Origin of the sequence: Paenibacillus sp. MZ03-122A (genome assembly GCF_024213325.1) — a bacterium.
GTDB classification, from domain to species: Bacteria; Bacillota; Bacilli; order Paenibacillales; family Paenibacillaceae; genus Paenibacillus; species Paenibacillus polymyxa_B.
Genome location: NZ_JANAVI010000007.1, coordinates 129,173 through 146,705, shown reverse-complemented (window position 1 = coordinate 146,705; position 17,533 = coordinate 129,173). Strand labels below are relative to the sequence as shown.

General features: G+C 46.3%; 20 protein-coding genes. 16 read left to right on the top strand and 4 right to left on the bottom strand.

The window, feature by feature from the left end:
- The first annotated feature begins 79 nt into the window (after window positions 1-79).
- From NLX74_RS16675 to NLX74_RS16665, 3 genes are all read left to right on the top strand, one after another.
- On the top strand, window positions 80-235 hold the full coding sequence (locus NLX74_RS16675) for a hypothetical protein (protein WP_165176511.1): 156 nt from the start codon (window positions 80-82) through the stop codon (window positions 233-235).
- A gap of 223 nt (window positions 236-458) precedes the next feature.
- Complete coding sequence (locus tag NLX74_RS16670; protein ID WP_254329355.1) at window positions 459-1,226, top strand: hypothetical protein; 768 nt, start codon at window positions 459-461, stop codon at window positions 1,224-1,226.
- Between the two features lie 71 nt (window positions 1,227-1,297).
- Window positions 1,298-2,281 (top strand): helix-turn-helix transcriptional regulator, encoded by a 984-nt coding sequence (locus tag NLX74_RS16665; RefSeq protein ID WP_254329354.1) that lies wholly within the window; start codon window positions 1,298-1,300, stop codon window positions 2,279-2,281.
- A gap of 40 nt (window positions 2,282-2,321) precedes the next feature.
- On the opposite strand, the gene NLX74_RS16660 is transcribed toward NLX74_RS16665, so the two are convergent.
- The 4 genes from NLX74_RS16660 to NLX74_RS16645 all read right to left on the bottom strand — a co-directional run bounded on the left by NLX74_RS16660 (window position 2,322) and on the right by NLX74_RS16645 (window position 6,243).
- A complete protein-coding gene (locus NLX74_RS16660; RefSeq protein WP_061831175.1) occupies window positions 2,322-2,993 on the bottom strand; it encodes a 3'-5' exonuclease in 672 nt (223 codons plus the stop codon).
- 243 nt (window positions 2,994-3,236) lie between these two features.
- On the bottom strand, window positions 3,237-5,138 hold the full coding sequence (locus NLX74_RS16655; protein WP_254329353.1) for a 5'-nucleotidase C-terminal domain-containing protein: 1,902 nt from the start codon (window positions 5,136-5,138) through the stop codon (window positions 3,237-3,239).
- Window positions 5,139-5,332: 194 nt separating this feature from the next.
- Window positions 5,333-5,758, bottom strand: a complete 426-nt coding sequence (locus NLX74_RS16650) for an ImmA/IrrE family metallo-endopeptidase (RefSeq protein ID WP_165176508.1) — start codon at window positions 5,756-5,758, stop codon at window positions 5,333-5,335.
- A gap of 11 nt (window positions 5,759-5,769) precedes the next feature.
- Window positions 5,770-6,243 (bottom strand): helix-turn-helix domain-containing protein, encoded by a 474-nt coding sequence (locus NLX74_RS16645; protein WP_254329352.1) that lies wholly within the window; start codon window positions 6,241-6,243, stop codon window positions 5,770-5,772.
- Between the two features lie 332 nt (window positions 6,244-6,575).
- Here NLX74_RS16645 and NLX74_RS16640 point away from each other — a divergent pair, with 332 nt between their 5' ends.
- The 13 genes from NLX74_RS16640 to NLX74_RS16580 all read left to right on the top strand — a co-directional run bounded on the left by NLX74_RS16640 (window position 6,576) and on the right by NLX74_RS16580 (window position 17,533).
- Window positions 6,576-7,052, top strand: a complete 477-nt coding sequence (locus tag NLX74_RS16640) for an ArpU family phage packaging/lysis transcriptional regulator (protein WP_254329351.1) — start codon at window positions 6,576-6,578, stop codon at window positions 7,050-7,052.
- 360 nt (window positions 7,053-7,412) lie between these two features.
- On the top strand, window positions 7,413-8,381 hold the full coding sequence (locus NLX74_RS16635) for a hypothetical protein (protein WP_254329350.1): 969 nt from the start codon (window positions 7,413-7,415) through the stop codon (window positions 8,379-8,381).
- A 10-nt stretch (window positions 8,382-8,391) separates the two neighbouring features.
- Entirely contained in the window at window positions 8,392-8,610 is a 219-nt protein-coding gene (locus NLX74_RS16630; protein WP_254329349.1) for a YqzN/YkzM domain-containing protein, read from the top strand.
- A 2-nt stretch (window positions 8,611-8,612) separates the two neighbouring features.
- Window positions 8,613-10,079: a phage tail sheath family protein gene (locus NLX74_RS16625; RefSeq protein WP_254329348.1), complete on the top strand. Its 1,467-nt coding sequence runs from the start codon at window positions 8,613-8,615 to the stop codon at window positions 10,077-10,079.
- Window positions 10,080-10,201: 122 nt separating this feature from the next.
- The gene (locus tag NLX74_RS16620) at window positions 10,202-10,609 is read left to right on the top strand and encodes a phage tail tube protein (protein WP_025720555.1); all 408 of its coding nucleotides are present in this window, start codon (window positions 10,202-10,204) and stop codon (window positions 10,607-10,609) included.
- Between the two features lie 76 nt (window positions 10,610-10,685).
- Entirely contained in the window at window positions 10,686-11,120 is a 435-nt protein-coding gene (locus NLX74_RS16615; RefSeq protein WP_025678604.1) for a phage tail assembly chaperone, read from the top strand.
- 181 nt (window positions 11,121-11,301) lie between these two features.
- Window positions 11,302-13,203 (top strand): hypothetical protein, encoded by a 1,902-nt coding sequence (locus NLX74_RS16610; protein WP_254329347.1) that lies wholly within the window; start codon window positions 11,302-11,304, stop codon window positions 13,201-13,203.
- Window positions 13,204-13,242: 39 nt separating this feature from the next.
- Window positions 13,243-13,881 (top strand): LysM peptidoglycan-binding domain-containing protein, encoded by a 639-nt coding sequence (locus NLX74_RS16605; RefSeq protein ID WP_254329439.1) that lies wholly within the window; start codon window positions 13,243-13,245, stop codon window positions 13,879-13,881.
- The gene (locus NLX74_RS16600) at window positions 13,878-14,858 is read left to right on the top strand and encodes an XkdQ/YqbQ family protein (protein WP_254329346.1); all 981 of its coding nucleotides are present in this window, start codon (window positions 13,878-13,880) and stop codon (window positions 14,856-14,858) included. Before NLX74_RS16605 ends, NLX74_RS16600 begins: the two co-directional genes overlap by 4 nt.
- Window positions 14,851-15,258: a hypothetical protein gene (locus NLX74_RS16595; protein ID WP_254329345.1), complete on the top strand. Its 408-nt coding sequence runs from the start codon at window positions 14,851-14,853 to the stop codon at window positions 15,256-15,258. Before NLX74_RS16600 ends, NLX74_RS16595 begins: the two co-directional genes overlap by 8 nt.
- Window positions 15,251-15,715, top strand: coding sequence for a DUF2634 domain-containing protein (locus NLX74_RS16590; RefSeq protein WP_254329344.1), 465 nt, complete (start codon window positions 15,251-15,253; stop codon window positions 15,713-15,715). The genes NLX74_RS16595 and NLX74_RS16590 overlap by 8 nt, the downstream gene beginning before the upstream one ends.
- Complete coding sequence (locus NLX74_RS16585; RefSeq protein ID WP_254329343.1) at window positions 15,715-16,866, top strand: baseplate J/gp47 family protein; 1,152 nt, start codon at window positions 15,715-15,717, stop codon at window positions 16,864-16,866. Before NLX74_RS16590 ends, NLX74_RS16585 begins: the two co-directional genes overlap by 1 nt.
- Entirely contained in the window at window positions 16,859-17,533 is a 675-nt protein-coding gene (locus NLX74_RS16580; protein ID WP_254329342.1) for a YmfQ family protein, read from the top strand. Before NLX74_RS16585 ends, NLX74_RS16580 begins: the two co-directional genes overlap by 8 nt.

The window sequence follows — 17,533 nt, the reverse complement described above, 5'->3', positions numbered from 1 at the left end:
TCCGCACCTGATCAGGGGCTTAAGTTGAATAAATGAACTGAAATATATTAAAAATTGATATAAAAGGAGATTTTGCAAGATGAATGAGAGAGAACAAAACTATAAAACTTTAAAAATCACTGTAAATGGAAAGCCGTTATCAAAGGATCTCGTCGTAGATAGCACTACTTTTGCTCCTATATCTGATATTTGCACAAAAACGAATGTTTCTTTAACAGAAACTACAATCTCATAAGTTTAAATATAAAAGTAGACTATAATATGGCCCGGCATACGCCGGGCTATTTTTGCGCATTCATGTAATTCAAATGGTTTAAAATGTTATTTACCAAACTAGGTCCCCCTTCATAAAGATTCCCATGTATAATTTTCACAATCAAACATACGTTCCCTGACAATATAGTGTCAGATAACACTGTTAATTTAGAGTTACATGTTCTTTTAGGGGGAATTTACCAGTGGTGAAGTCAATGCTCAATGTAACGTACACATGGGACAAAGAGTCTATATCTGCGAATGGGTCCAAACAAGTAAATCTACTGATAGAATGGGGCTATGGAGCTATACGCAAAAGAAAAGGGAATCTAATACCGAAAGCAGCGGGATGTGACCTTCAACTCCAGTTCATTCCAGAAAACGGAGTAAGTCTATTAAAAGCTGAAGGGGTAAGGCTCGGTTTTAAACGCTCGGAAAACGGAGATAGCATGTTTGTTCACTGTGGTGATGTAAGGCGGGGAAAATATAGACAGGCTATTTTGACGTTTTCTATACCGGCCCACTCGTCCGGAAGACATACGATTGGAATGATGGAGTGGAGATGGCGCAAGCTATCGCAGGAAAAGCGAACGCTGATCCGGACAGACCAGGTCTACATCCATTTTACGCATCATCTTGGTCTGCTGAGCATTCCATCCAACCCGAAGGTGGAAAAATACATAAAGCTGAATGAGACGTCCCCTATTGTAAAAAAGGCATTGCGTATGTACGAGAAAGGGGAATATGAGCAAGGGGCGTTCATCCTTACCAGACAAGCAGATGAATTACTAATACGTGCAGCAAGAAGCGATGATATGGACTACCTGCAGGAAGCCGAGTTGCTTCTGGCTATACGTAATAAATGGAGTAGTGCTTTTGTATCATTTACAGCGTATAGTTCTAAAGTCTTTTTTAATAAGGCGATATCGCTAGAAGATGTTCGTTTTACTGAAAATGATACTTTGAGATAGGCAATTATGCTAGTTTATTTGTGTAATATAGTGAGTCTAATTTACTATCTTTTTGTAAAGGAGAGACTTCCTTGACTGATCGGTTGATACGTTTAATGCGGATTATTACTATTGTTCAGGCAAATCCAGGGATATTGGCAAGAGAGCTTGCCGAACGTTGTGAAACATCAGAACGTACCATATACCGAGATATGGAGGCGCTAAGCGCTATGCATATACCGATTACGAATATGGGGCATGGCAAGGGGTACATTTTTATTAGCAATTTTGCTTTGTATCCTTTGAATTGGACGGAAGAAGAGGCAGAGGCTTTTACTAAGCTGGGAGAGATTATGGAAACGATAAAGCCTCTTTTACCGCCAGCTTTTGAAAGTGCTTATGAGAAAGTGATGGCCTCTAGTCAGAAAAAAAAGATGGACCAGACGAGCTTCGCGCAGGAAATGAAAAATATTGTCCGGCTCGGCTCGACACTTGATCGGGAAAACCAGCCCTATCTGCTCAGGCTGATTGTTTTAGCGAGTCTTACGCAGCAGACGATTGAAGCGGAATACAGCTCACCTCAAAATGAAGATGTATCCCTCGTTCAGGTGGATCCTTATTGTTTGGTTCCGCAGGATCGGCGATTCTATATGCTTGGTTTTTGTCACAAGCAATCCGCGATGAGAACCTTTCGGATCAGTCGATTTCGGAACATGAGAATTTTGCCGTATACGTTTCAAAAAAATACAACTGAAATGGAAATGTTTTTTAAAGGGACCTGGTCGGTGACCAAAGGAAATCAGAATATCCGGTTTGTGGTACGTTTTTCTGCCGAGTCTGTATATCGGGTCAAAGAAGAAGAGCTGTTCATCAAGCCTTTTCTTAGGGATTTGCCGGATGGAAGTTTGTTGTTTGAGGTGACGGTCAATCATGACCGTGAATTTTTGGATTGGCTCACTTCCTATGGAGCTGAGGCCGAGATCCTGGAGCCTTTACGGTACCGCAAACGAATGCAAGAAATGCTGCGGACCTGGGGGACATTCTATTTCGATAAAAAGGCAGGAAATCAAGAATAACAGGGGGAGATCCCCCGGAACGGGCCGGGGAGCTATCCGCTTAACGGTCCTTAAACAGGTTGGCGAGATTGCCAAAAGGACTGTACTGCTCCTGTTCTTCTTCTGGTGAGGAGTAGACGAGCTTCGATCCACGGCTTTCCTCATCGTCAGCAGCATTATGAACTAATGTAATACGATCAAAATGGTACATGAAAACCTGAGCGGTGTTCACGGCATCATCCAGTGCCCGGTGTTGTTGACCGTCAAAGTCAATGTTGCACAATTCCAGCGCCTGAGACAAGCTCAACTGACGGTACTTTCCATTGGAACCAAACAGACGGGAAATCTGCTTCTGTATATCATTTGTATTATGAATCCATCCAAGATCTACATGATGGGTACGACAATGGGATACCAGCTTCTGACGGTCATCCGGGCCCCATGCGCATAAATAATAAGGGGAATCCGTACCGAGCCAGGCTATGAATTCCTTCACAGCTTCAGGAAATAGTGGAGCGGCATCAATATCTCGTTGAGTAATACCCGTGAACTGAACGGTATCTGTAGAGAGTACAGGCCGATTCGAGGGTCTTACAAAACTGTGAAACGTATCCGCAACGTATAGGCCATCGTCTCCCTGAACAACTTTGACGGCACCGATATCAATGATTTCGGAGGAATATCTGGCGTTACGACTAACGGTAAATTCAAGATCGTAAATAATGTATTGCATTTCTGGACTCCTTTCACACATATAACTGATCCCGATGGGTATCGGGACGAATGTTCTCTGCCCGAATGACTCTTCTCCATCATACCTCTCGGTTCACAACTTGTCAGCGGTTAAAAGGTTTGCTTTTAAAAAAAATATGCGATGTCCAAATAAGCTTGGACTATCGCATATCTAAAAACGCCTGACATACAGCAGCATCCGAAACCACTAGGATTCCGGACGCTGCTTTTGCTAGCTATTGAATTAGGCCGGGAGGTCTAACTTTTGTCCCGGATAAATGCGGTGAGGATTCTTCAACTTATTCAACTGCTGAAGCTGTTGCCAGGTGGTACCATGTTTGCGGGAAATGTCATACAGCGTATCCCCGGATTTCACAACATATACATGGTTATTTGTAACTTGTGCAGAATTTGATGTCTGCTGTGGCTTGGCTGTTTGAGACTTTGCCGGCGCCGGTTTTGCGGGTGCTGGTTTTGCAGCCGGTGTAGGAACGGGTTGCGGCTTTTCCTGCACAGGTGCAGGTGTTGCGGTTGAAGCAGATGGCACAGCTTGTGTGGCAGGGACAGAAGCTTTACCGTCAGCCTTGGCTTCTTGAATGCGACCGTCCGCTTGTACTTGCAGGCTAGCGGAGCCGACCTTTTGCATATAGCGGATTAACGCCTCATCAAGCGAGCCGAACATACCTGCTTGTGGATATTTAGCGAACATCGTATATTGGTCACCACCTACGGCAGTAAAATCATTGGTGGCCAGTGTGTATGTTGCCTCAGGATCAAGTGTTTTTCCGCCGATCAGGATGGAATGAACACGGCTGCCTTTGGCTGCTGATGTGTCTATTTTGAAGGTGATACCTGATACCTGTGGGAAACCTCCGCTTGGTTCTGGATAGGAGGCTGTACCATTTTCCAGTGCGGCCTGAATGTCAGAGCCCTTCACTTTCAGGGTAACGATCTGGTTGCCGAAGGGCAGTACAGTGATGATGTCTCCCTTGGTTACCGTCCCCGTCTTGATGGAAGCCCGGATGCCGCCACCATTCGTTAAAGCCACGTCTGCTCCCGAAACGTCACGCATAGCATCGGTGAGCAAGTCACCGAGATTGGTTTCACTTGCACGTACCTTTTCGCGTGCTCCTTCCAAATCCACACTCGTTTGCGTTACAACCTCTTTAAGAATAGGTTCCTGGTCCTTTTGAATGGAGGCGATCAATGCAGCAATCTCAGCGTTGGGCTGAACATCGGATGCTTGAGTCGAATCAATCAGCTTGGCTTGCTTTTGCGTAACCTTACCGCCGTCGACCCATAAGTCCACAACACCCAAATACTTGGTGTATTCACCTGCGCTAGCGATCAATGTACCATTGTCACTAACCAAGCCTTTTTCCAGTACAGTATGGCTGTGTCCATCGATGAAAATATCAATGCCAGGCACTTCCTTAACAACCTTGAGGCTGGTGTCCTTACTAGACGCATCCTGCCCCAGATGACCAAGAACAACAACGACATCTACTTTGCTACGGATTTCATTAACAGCCGCTTTGGTCTCAGCCGCAGGATCGGTGAATTGAATACCCTCAACATTTTTGGGATTCGTCTTATATGCCGTTTCTGGCGTAGTCAGACCGATAATACCAATTTTAACGCCGTCCACTTCTTTAATAACATAGGGTTCGAACAAGCGTGTTCCGTCGGTTTGTTTAATATTGGCGCTAAGCACAGGGAACTGAATCTCCTTACTTAGCTCAACAAGATGCTTCCAACCATAATTAAACTCGTGGTTACCCGGAACCATAGCATCATAGCGCAGCTTGTTAATCACTTTCACAATACTTTCACCTTTAACCAAAGTAGCGAAGGTCGTTCCGTGAACGGTATCCCCGTCATCCAGCAGCAGTGTATTGGGATTGGAAGCCCGGTACTGATCAATGATACCCGCCAGCTTGGCGAATCCCATTTCCTTGTCGTTCGCGACCACGTGGGCATGGGTATCGTTCGTATGTAGGATAGTGATGTGTTTACCGCTGACTGGAGTCGTTGCCGTTCCCGCTGTTCCCACATTGGTTGCTGGGTCTGCTGCTGCTGTACCGAGACACCCAAGTAAAAGCACGGCAGTCGTCAGGATCGTCGAGAGTTTTTTCCATGAGTTCATGTTGTTCCTTCAACCTCCCATAAAATGAATGAATTAGAGAAACCGCTTACGACCACATTTTATCAGATGATTGTAAAAATAACTTCTATTTTATATCAAAGCATTAAAATTTTTTGATATATCGGTTGTTAAATCCATCGTCTAGTTACCTATATTATAGAGGAAGTAATAAACAGTAGCTCACAGAATGAGAACTAATGTTCTAGTTTATGGTTAAAAAAAAGGGCAGTCTCTTTGGGCAGCCCGATCCGGGGTAAATAGTGATCCAACGTTTCGTCAGCTAGTGGCGGTTTTCCTTCACTTAGCAAAAGCACGGCAAACCGATTGGCCTGCTGTTCAAATTTTCCTGGGGAAAAGTAGGAATGCTCCTCCATAAAAAAGCGGCTGATGCCTTTATGCAGTCGGTCATGTCCCAATTCATGCGCACAGACGAACCGTTCCCATTCGGGTGTGAGGCCATTGTGGATAACGATAAATCTTCTACGCAGCTTGTGGTAATACAGCCCTTTGGTTGTGGGGCCTAGATCGCAGTATCGGATATGGATACCCAGGGCTTTCGCAATATCGAAGGGGCAGTTGGTACGGTATTTTCGGACAAGTTTGTGAATGAGTTCGTTCATACGCTCACCTGCTATCCCTGATCTTTGCCCGTTCGGGGCTCTTTGGGCTTTTTATATTTGTTCATCTGCTTGGCTTCCCAGAACAGACCTGTCAGCACGTCTTTGATCCGTTGACGATCTTTTTCATCCAGCGGAATGCCATCGAACATTAATTCGTCGTCTTCCTCCAGCATTTTTTTAAAATCCCGGCGGTCTTTAGAGGTTGCCCATTCCGGCACAGTAGAACGATAAAGTTCATGTGGACTTTGCTCCATTGAATCATCGTCTCCCCAATATCCGGCGGCCTTCATCATTTCGGTATAGGATACGCTAAGCGCGTCCGCTATTTTGCGGAGAGTGGAGGGTTTGGGGATTCCGCGCAGTCCATTTTCAATGCGGGAAATTTGTGAATTGCTAATACCTGCAGCATCTGCCAACTGGTTGATGCTCCATTGTTTGTGCTCACGCTGCTGCTTTAAGTAAGTTCCGAATGCTGGCTGTTCCACAATGGGGGCTCCTTTCTGCAAGAGAATCATAGATATTAGTTTTATTATACCATTAGGTAAATAGTAAAAGCACGTAATATGCCAAAAGGCATAGGAAAATGAAGCGAATATCCTGCTTTTGGAGCTATACTGCTTTTTTTGACGATGGATACCTATCCTAAATAATGTTATGTTATACTCAAGATACGAACAAAAGGGGAACAAATTGTAAACACGAGCGTTTTTCTATTTCAGGATTTTGCAAAATTCGATTCCAGTCGCTTCGAAGTGCAAAATCCTCATTTAAAAATACATCATTGTCAAAAGGCATAAGATAAGGAGTGTTGCTTTACATGAGAAATAACTTACCCGAATTGGACCGTCGCAAAACGCAGAATGCATTGGAGGGTGTGTTTGAGAAATACCGAATTTATAAAACGATTACTTTTATGGATCGGGAGAGCTTTATTACTGCTGGCTATACGGATCGACCGAACGGCCCAACAAATGTGACAAGCGATCCAACGGCCCGGACAGCCGTATATAATGTAGATGCTCCTGCCGCCCGCTTGGCCTACTGCGAAATGGTGGATGCCGTAGTGAGTCGCTTGAATGAACGCGAACAGCTGCTCATCCGTGAACGTTATTTAAAGGATGACGATGTGTTTGATTACAAGGTTTACAATTATGTGTTAGACCCGCCAGTCAGCAAGGATACGTATACGAAGCTTCGCACGCGTGCTTTTTACAAAATGGCGCTAGCGCTGGCGGACCAAGGCGTTTTAAATTTGGCAGGCTTGCAGAAGGGCGCGGATCGAAAATTTGGTTAATGTAATAATTATCCATATGTTCTCGTTTATAATTTAATATCATTTCCTAAAGGCTTTGATTTCCTGTAATAACAGGGATCAAGGCCTTTTTTATAGTAGGAACACCCGTTCTCTAAAAACCTCCCAACATCATCCCTAGTCTCTGCTTTTATCGTCCATTTCCCCGGCAACGCATTCGTTATTAGGGTGTAAGATTATATCATCGGGAATCAAGACAAGAGGACATACCGAAGACACACACAGTCAAACGTTAGCCGGCCATTAGGGCCGGTTTTTTCATGCGGTGATCGTCTCTGTCGGTTCCCGGGAATTCGTTGAATAGAAAGGAGGAGTCGTGTTGCCTAAGCAAGGGATGCTGCAATGCATGAGTACGAGGTTACGCCGGCTGAGAACACGGAAGTGGAAAAAAGCCTGGCTGAACAGCCACAACATGCGAACGCAGGGTACGCAAAGGTGGCATGCCGCAGGATGAGACAAGCCTTTAAGCAAAAGCTCATTGAAATTATTCCAGCGCTGCAAGGGCGTGTATACGATGTTCAGCCACCGTCGCAGACGGCAGAGGAGCCGTATGCTGTTATGGTGCTGGGCGAGGAAATCTGGAAGTCTTCCTGGGCCGGCTATCGGCAGGTTGTTCGCATCAAGCTGTACGCAGGACAAGCCGGGCTGGCGCAGGCTGATGTATGGGCGAACGCCCTGATTGCCGGGCTGCACCGGGAACCAGTGACAGGCGAAGGTGAGGACACGTCGGCTTTTACCGCGCACTATTTGGGCGTGCGGGATGCAGAAAAGCTGGACACTGTTACGGGGAAGGCCTATAGAACGCTGCGTTTTGGCGTGTATGTGCCTGAAACGGAAAGTGGTTCGGCCACTACAGCAAGCGGTGCTGCACAGCCGGAAGAGTGGCTGGCCGCGCTGGTCCGCTGGACGCAGAAGCAACTGGGCGAAACGTGGTCGGTATACGCCGACGCTTGGCCCGCACAGCCGGGACGGCACGCCGTACTATGGCGGATGAGCGGCTGCGAAACTAGGATGGCGGGAGCCTCCATGTATGAGCTGCGCAAACGGTTCATCGGGCATATTACCGCCCCGGACACCACCGAGGAAAACCGTGCAGCTTCCGCACTGATCGAGGGCTTTGCCGCTCAAATCCAGCTTCCTCTGGATCAGGACAAGGGCCGTTATATGTCTACAGCTGAAGCTTCAGCCGATTTGCAGGCGGATGCCATTTTAGATGGTCAGCTTCGGCTGATGCTGGTACAGCGGCGTATGCGCCCAGCTGAGGAAGCGGCGTTGATTCGCAGAGTGGAAATTCATCCTATTTTGAAATGAGGTGGTCCGAGTGACCTTGGAAAACCATGAGAAGGCCCCGGTACATTCCGGGCAGGAAGTAAGTGGCCCCCGCTATACGCTGGAGGAGCTAAAGGAGCACGCAGAACAATTGTTTTCCGTGAAAGAAGAAGTGCTGGCAGGCGCCTTTTTTGGCACACAGGACAAGCTGTTTACAGTAGCAGAAGCACAAACTAAAATCGAACAATTTATGAAAGCGAAGGTGGACTAATTATGGCAGGCGGAACATGGGAAAACACGAATAAACCGGTATTGCCGGGTTTGTATATGAATTTTCAGGCAGCAGCAGCTTCAGCGATTCAAGGTGGGTCGCGTGGTACAGTCGTTGTACCCGTTAAGGCGAATTGGGGCCCTGTACGTGAGTTTGTAGAGATCGGCAGTGAAACGGCAATCAGCCAAATCTTTTCGGGTGACAGTCTGGACGGGGCGACCGCATATTCGACGCTGTATCTGGCTTTGCTGGGCGGTCCGAAAAAGCTGTTAGCCTACCGTTTGGCAGATGATACAGCTGCTGAAGCATCTGTGACGCTGAAAAGCGGCGGTGAGACCCCAGCGGATGTGCTGCGCCTGAAGGCTTTGTATACAGGTAGCCGCGGTAATGGTTTTGCTGTAACTGTACAGCCAACTTTGGGTGATGAGCAAGCACGTGAGGTGCGCCTTTATGAAGGAACCAAGCTGCTCGGCACGTACAAAGGCAGTGACGGTACGGCTGCCTCCATTGCCAAGGCCATGAACGAGAACAGCGAAAACGTATGGGTGAAGGCTGAGGTTGTCGGCGACGGCGGCATTCCGGTGGATGTCAGCGGCGTACACCTCACTGGCGGCAACAGCGGCAATAGCAAGCTGGTTAATGCCGATTACATCGCGATGCAGGAGGCACTTGAAGGACAGGAATTTAATGTCTTGGCCCTGGATTATGCAGCTGATCTGGCATTGCTGCAAAGCTTTGCTGCCTGGATCAAGCGTGTCCGCAACGAAGGTAAAGGCGTAATCGCTGTATTCGGTGGTTCTACGGCAGATGATGTGTCCAAAACAGCCGTCAGCTTGGCCTCTGCACGTTCCCTGGCACTGAACCATGAAGGCATCGTGAACGTCGGTACAGGCGTACGTCTGGCAGGTACGGACTACAGTTCTGCCCAAACGGCTGCTTATGTAGCCGGACTGATCGCAGGTCAACGTCTGAATCAATCGGCAACATATGCGGTTACGCCTTTTGAGGATGTAACCCGCCGCTGGACACGTTCCGAGCAGGAGCAGGCTGTCCGTAATGGTGTCTTCCTGCTGTTCTTCGACGGACGTCAGGTCAAAGCGCTGCGTGGGATTAACAGCTTGGTAAACCCGTCTGCCGGACAAAATAACGCATGGAAGAAAATCCGTTCCATCCGTGTCATGGACGCTATTAACGCTGACTTGCAGCGTGCAGCCGAAGAGACATACATTGGCAAAATCAACAACACGGTGGAAGGTCGTCTGGCGCTTATCGGTGCAATCAAAGAATACCTGGCACAGCTGTCGCTGAGCAACGTCATCGAAGCAGACGGCTACGATGTCATTCTCGACCCGGCTTACTACGGCGATGCACCAGTCATCAAACCGGAGCCGGATCAAGTGTTCCTGCAATGGAACGTGAAGCTCACCGACGTGATGGAGCAGTTGTTCGGCACATTTTACGTGCAATAAATAAGCATTTTACGTGTATAAGTATTTCGCAGGCTATCGGCAGAAATGAAGTAGCTTGTTAACAACGAGGATTTTATGGAATCCCGAACTATATTATGGATTATTTTGAGGAGGAAAAAGAAATGTTGGATGCTTCAAGAGTCATTTTAGGTACGTATGGTCAGGCATATATTGATGGGGTATGGCAGACACATATTAACAAGCTGGAAGCCAGCGTGGAAATTGATAAAAGAGAACTGAATCTAGTAGGTAATACCTGGAAAGTGCATAAAAATGGAGCCAAAAAAGGTACTGGAACGATGAGTGGTTACAAAGTAACTTCTGATATGATCCGTCGCGGTTTTGAAAAATTCGATATTATTTCCAAGCTGGACGATCCCGAATCTTTTGGACATGAACGTGTTCGTTTGATTCGCTGCATGCCAGATAAGATTCAGTTGGCTAATTGGACTGCAGGAGAAGAAGTGCCAGAAGAAACGACCTTCACTTTCGAAGGTTATGAGCTTCTTGATCCGATTGTAGCAAACTAAATTGAAAAACGGGGGATGGGATGCTGTCAGGCATTCCATTCCCCAAATACAAATTAACAATAAGGGAGAATGACTTATGAGCTTGCCTGAAAATATGTCAGAAGAACAAATTTTAGATAGTCTTTTTGAAGCTGCAGACAAATTACCTGAGGAAACTGTTCGAATTCAACGCCTGGATATGCTTCTCACACTTCGTGGTTTGACGTCCAACAAAGTAGATAGTATCCGTGAACGGTGCACAATTCGTAAAACCATTAAAGGCCGTGTAGATGAAAAAGTAGATACAGAAACATTTAATGCATTGCTTATCTCTGAAGCTACGGCTGGTCTAGAGGTAAAAGGTCTGCAAATTAATGGATGGGGTGATCCGCGAATTACTAGCCGGCTTAAATTGTCCGGTGGTGAACAGGCTGTTCGCCGTATGCTTCTGGCAGGGGAACTGGATGCGGTAGGTGACAAAGTTCTGGAACTGTCCGGCTTCGGTGTGGAAATTGATGATCTAAAAAACTGATTCGCTCCGGCGGAATGACGACTGTGCTGTATCATCTGTGGATACGGCATCATCTCCGTCCCGGAGAGTTTTGGTCCTTAAACAGAGGGGAAAAATCCATGTTAATCGCTTTTGCAGAAGAGGAACTGGACGCATTGTCAAAACAAATACAGCAATAATAGATACGCAAGGAGGTGAGTAGATGGCAGGTTCAAGTAACTATAGAGTTAATATTGTTACAGATGTAGAGGATTTAATCATTACAAACCGGGAACTTAAAGCGACAAGTCGCTATATTGAGCAGATACAAAGGCTTTCTGATCGCTTAGGTCGTACCCGTTATCAGAGTTTGATTAAGCTAAATACGGAACTCAAGTATATGCATAGGCATCTAGGTAATATTTACAGCCTAGCTATTCGTCTTAGTCGGCTACGAATTAGGCCAAAAGTCTTTCTGATTGATAAGGCGACTCCAGTGCTCGAAGCGCTTATCAGAAAGCTAAAAAGTCTTAAGGATGCCTATATTGTTGCACGTGCTAAAACGGGCATTGATCAAGACGGTACAAATAAGAAGAGAGCTAAGGACGGCAACAGGGGAAATAATTTAAATGTTTCCAATATTGTGAACAAGTCTATCAGTGTTACTGCAAATATAGAAATAAAAGATCCTAAATTTGACTTTAACTTTAATTATGATATTAAGGTAAAACCACCAAGATTGAATATTAGAGTTGCAGCTCCAAAATATGCGCCTAAGATCAATGTAAAAACAGGTCCTATTCGAGTTTCTCCAAAAATTAAGGTGATCTGTGATTGTTGCTGTGGGAAAAAAGGAAACAATAAGAAAAGTATTGCTGAACAAGATGGACCTGATGGTAAAAGCAAAAACAAAAATAAGAACAACAAAAAAAATCCTGGAAAGAAACAAGGACTTCCTAAGCTGTGGGAAACGATAAAACGTATTTTTACCCCAAAGCCTGGCTCTAAGCCTCATAAGCCAGGAGTTCCAGGAGGACCGAATGGAAATAAGGGGACACTTGGAAAAATCTTTGATTTCGGTAAAAAAATACTTGGTGAAAATCCAGGAAATATGCTTAAAAAGATAGGTAAGGGAGCAATGAAGGGGGGCAAGAAGCTGCTTGGCCCAATTAGCATAGTATTAGATATTGTAGACATTGCTACAGCGTCGCCGGAAGAACGTCCGGCTGCTATTACATCAGCGCTTTTAGGAAGTGGCTTTATTACTGCTGGGGCAGCTATTGGTACAGCGATTGCTCCAGGTATAGGTACTGTAATTGGTGGTCTTATTGGTGCAATTGTAGGCGCTGTAGTAGATAGTTTAGCAGGTGAATGGTTAGCTCAAAAGTTCTCTGAAATGAGTGATTGGGCCGGAGAAAAAGCTACTTCTGCAATGGACTGGGTTGGAGAAAAAGCTATTGGTGCAAAGAATTGGATTGGCGAGAAAGCAAGTGTTGCGAAGGATTGGGTTGGTGAAAAAGCTTCCCAAGCTACAGATTGGATGAGTAATAAAGCATCTGATGTCAGTAATTGGTTTTCTAGTCAAACAGAAAGTTTGAAAAGTGACTTCTCTAATTTGTTTGGTTATTCAAATGAACCTGAAAAATCACAACCTGCTGTTTCTGTAAATAAGGCTTCGCAATCTTATAATCCCGCTTCAACTGCACCGGGAGCGTCATTAGCTCTGTCAAGATTCCCTTCGGTTGATCCGGGGCTTCCATTACCATCTTTTATTCAGGATGCCCAAAACCGTTCCAAGGTGATTCAGGGTATGGGGCCAGGTGGTTCACAAATTCCTACGGCGAAAGGAGGAAAACCAGCTCCACAGCTCGTGCAAATAACGGATGAACAAATGAGTAGCCTTTCAGGCTTTCTCAAGGATTTCAAGACAGAAACGAACAACCAAATCAGTGTAACGTTGCCTCCTGGAGCAGTACAGGTAACGGTTCAAGAAGATTCTATTGATTTCGACACGATGGCACTTCAAGTAGGACACCGGATTGTAAATGAGGTACGACAGGCAATTATTAATAGAGGTGGAGGGGACAATAGTTCCCTTAAAAAGGATAAAGCTGTACTAGTCTAACGTAAATCTATCACAGCAGAAAGGAGGGAGGCTATGGGTATAGACTTTTTTCTGATTAATGGTCAAAGCGTGTTTCAATTCCCAGTTAATCCCGAAGAGGTGAATATTTCACGGCAAAAAGGGTATGAAACAGTTACGATGCTTACACATGGGGAATTTGATTTTCCACAAGGAGAAAAGGTGAAAGAAATCACCTTTTCTTCTTTTTTTCCCAAGGTGTACGATGCATCCTATTGTCGTTATAAAAATATCCCAGATCCTAACGAAGCGATGAACAGGTTAAATGCAATGTTAAAAGCAGAGAAGCCGTACCAATTTATTATTACGAATACACTAATTAATGTTCCTGTTTTTATCATTGCTCATAATACGACCTTTCGGGGAGGCGAGGCAGGAGATATATATTTTGAAATTACTTTGCGTACATGGAGGGAACCTAAAATAGTGTTGCGAAAAGGGAATTCTCCTCAAAAAGTAAACTCTAGTAACCTTCCACGCACGAATCTTAAAACTAAATCTAAGACGTACACTGTCAAAACTGGGGATTCGCTTTCTAAAATTGCAAAGTTGGAGTTGGGGGACAGTTCCAAATGGAAAAGTATATATCAAGTGAATTCAAAGATCATAGGCAACAATCCGAATAGGATTAAAGCGGGTCAAAAGCTGGTGATGCCATGAGTTACCAAGTAATACTTCAAGATCGATATGATCTTACCTCCCTAGTTGAGAAAATAACTTTAAAAGATGCTCTTAATCAAATTGCATATCAGGCCAGCATCCGTGTAGCTGCTTCAAATGTTATGCCCACGATTACTCCGGGAATGTCTATTCGTGTCAGTGGAATTCCATTTGGAAAAAATGTAAAGGTACCACTTCTCCACCCTGCTGTTGTATGGGAAGTAGAGAGCTCTAACAGCGGTACAAAACGTTTCTCTCTGGTGGTATATGATCGGACGATTTATCTGGATAAATCCGAGGATGAATATTTATTTCCTAAAGGGCAGACAGCCACGCAACGGTTGCGTAAATACGCGAAGGATTGGGAGTTTCAGATCCCCTCAATACCTGATACGAAAGTGCGATTAGGAAAAGGTATTTACCGCGCCCAGACTCTATATTCCATGATGCTTGCTGATTTGAAAGAGACAGCAAAATTGGGCGGAGATTTGTACCAGTTACGCATGACAAGTTCTGGGCTGGAGTTGTTTAAAATCGGTAGCAATCCTTCCCCTTACGTGTTAGACCGATTTATTGATCTTACACAGTTACGAACACTTGAGGGAGCCGTAACTAAAGTCAAAGTAATGACAGCTAATGAAAACGTAGGAAGTGGACAAGAAGTGCCGTCTAAGGTGCTGGCTGTAGCAGAAGGGGATACTAAAGCGCTAGGTACTTTGCAAAAACTGGTGGAAGATGATCAAGTGAAAGCAGCTGGCGGAGCCAATAAGCTAGCTAAAAGTCATCTAACTGGAATTCAGGAAACTTTTACAGTAAATTTACCAGATATTAATACCATACGCGCCGGTGAAGCTGTGATGTTACAAGGATTAAAACTGATTGTTACTTCAGTCAGTCGGGATTTGGGGAGCCCGGGGAATATGACTTTAGAGCTCGCTTCCTTCGATATGGTTAAAAGGAGGTATTTTCTTGAGTAAAGATCCCTATGGTGCATTTGTAAGTGTAATGCAGTCGTCTATGGCGGGACACACCCGGCAAGCGCTGAGTGGAGTGGGCGCCGTACTAGGCACGATCACCTCCACGGGACTCAAGTTGGACGATTTTAAACATGAGCTTCAGGATTATCTGGTCGCGGAGCTGCCGGGACTGCTATCTGTACCACGTCACATGTACAAAGGTACCTCAACCGCAGTGGAATCGGAGAATTGGGAAGGCAAAGAGCTGAAAACTTCCTTTTATATCGGGGAGGATGAGCTGGAGGATGTGAATCTTAGCTTGAACGAAGGCCTTAAGCCTGGAGATCGTGTGCTTACGGTTCGGGTGAATAGCGGGAATGATGTGGTGGTCGTGTGCAAGGTGGTGAGTGGACGTGGCTAATTTATTTCCCGAAACAGATGATATGATCTGGACAGAAACGGATATGACCGACCCGGATGTACTGGAGGATAATCGCGCAGTATTTGGGCGAAGCTGGCGGTTTGATTTTGAAGCCGGTGAGTTTGTTATGAGCCCTAGTCGTAAAATCGTGACTACAGGGGAGAAGGAAGGGTGGGTACAGTGGTGTGAAAAAGCGATTCGCACTCCTCGCTACCGGCATGTGATCTATTCGCCTGACTATGGTAGCGAGCTGGAGGAGCTGATTGGCAGCAGCTATGGGCACGGTGTGCAGGAAAGTGAAATTAAACGTATGGTCACAGAGGCGTTATTAGCAGATGCACGTACGGCTAGTGTGGATCAATTCACGTTTCGCTGGGAAGGTGAGGCGTGCCATTTTAGCTGCCAGATTACGAACGTGCGAGATGAAACGGAAATTGTGGAAAGTGTGGTGATCTAATGGCAGACTTGCCGGAATATTTGGTAGACCAGACGGAAGAGGAAATTTTAAATCGGATGCTGGAAAAAGTGCCTTCGGACATGGATAAGTCCGAGGGCTCTTTTATTTGGGATGCACAGGCCCCGGTAGCGTTTATGCTATCCGAAGCGGCAATCTGGGCGCAGGAGCTACTGCGACGTGGCTTTGCCAGCACGGCAGCCAGCGACAACCCGGATTTTCGCTCGCCGGAGCTGGATTTGCGTACAGCAGAGCATGGGGTAACACGGCGAGAAGCGGTTGCGGCCTCAGGTATGGTCACGTTCACGGGCACAGCGGGAACGACCATCCCGGCGGGAACGTTGGTGGCGACTCCGGCAGATGATGTATCCGGGGAAGCTTCCATTGAGTATGCGACCACGGCTTCGGTCACGCTGGATGAACAAGGTGCCGGGGAAGCGGCTATTCGGGCGGTCAATCCCGGGCGTAACGGTAATGTGCCTGCGGGTGTCATCCAAGTGATGGCAACCCCGATTAGCGGGGTTGCTTCTGTGATTAATACGGAGGAAACCAAAAGCGGTACAGACGTTGAGAGCGACCAACTGTTGCTGGAACGTTTTTATGCCAAGGTGCGGAACCAAGGCACCAGCGGCAACAAGGCGCAGTATACCCAGTGGGCGAATGAAATTGCTGGAGTGGGTGGCGTAGAAGTTGTTCCGCTCTGGAAAGGGCCAGGAACAGTGGGGTTATATGTACTGGATACGGACAAACGAGCAGCCAGCCCGGATATCGTGGCTGCGGTGCAAAAGTATATTGATCCGACGCAGGATGGGCAAGGAGAAGGGCTGGCACCAGCGGGTCCTGTGGTGACGATCATGCCAGCGACAGAAGTGGAAATTAACATCTCAGTCAAGGTACAGCGTACCAAAGAGAAGCCGTCCACATTGGATGAAATCAAAAAGCTGATCGAAAGCGGTGTGCGGACGTATTTGAAGCAGCTTGCTTTTTACAAGGAAGACCCGTTGGTACGGTATACCCGGATTTCTGCTGTTTTGCTCGACATTCCAATTATTATTGATTTCTCTGAACTGAAAATCAATGGACAGAGCAATCAGAATATTGAGATTGGATCAGGTCAGGTGGCAGTGCTGGGGACGGTGAGCGTCAGTGAGTAACAATGGAACGAACAGCTTTGAAGATTTATTGAATAACCCAGACCAGGGAAAACGTGCAAACCGTAGTGACACTTTTGTTAATCGAGTAACTATAGCGGGAGATACAGTGGGCCAAATGAGCAGCGAGCGGGGACGCGAGCTGCTTTCCTATTTGCCTGCCTATTATGAAACCTCACGTGTGATGCGTTCCGATATGGATGCTAAAGGAAGCGAATTGGACGCCTTGTATCTTGCGATGGATGCAACGGTGGGACAGTTTTTCGTACGTACCGCCACGTGGGGGCTGGAACGCTGGGAAATGGAGCTGGGGATCGAAACCGACCTGGCGAAGCCATTGGACCAACGGCGTGCTGTGGTGGAATCGAAGCTGCGAGGGGCAGGAACCTTTTCCGGCCGGCTTGTCAAAAATGTAGCTGAAGCGTACGACGGAGGCACGGTAGATGTTATCTTTCATCCCGCCGAATGGGGATTTACCGTCAAATTTATGGATACCATCGGGATTCCGCCCAACGTGGAGGATCTTAAAGCAGCCATTGAGGAGATCAAGCCCGCTCATATGGCGGTGGAGTACAAATTACGCTACCTGACCATTGCTGAAGTTGAGTCTATGACCCTCTATGAAAATGAACATACAACACAGGATAGATATTTAGGAGGTGGCGCATAA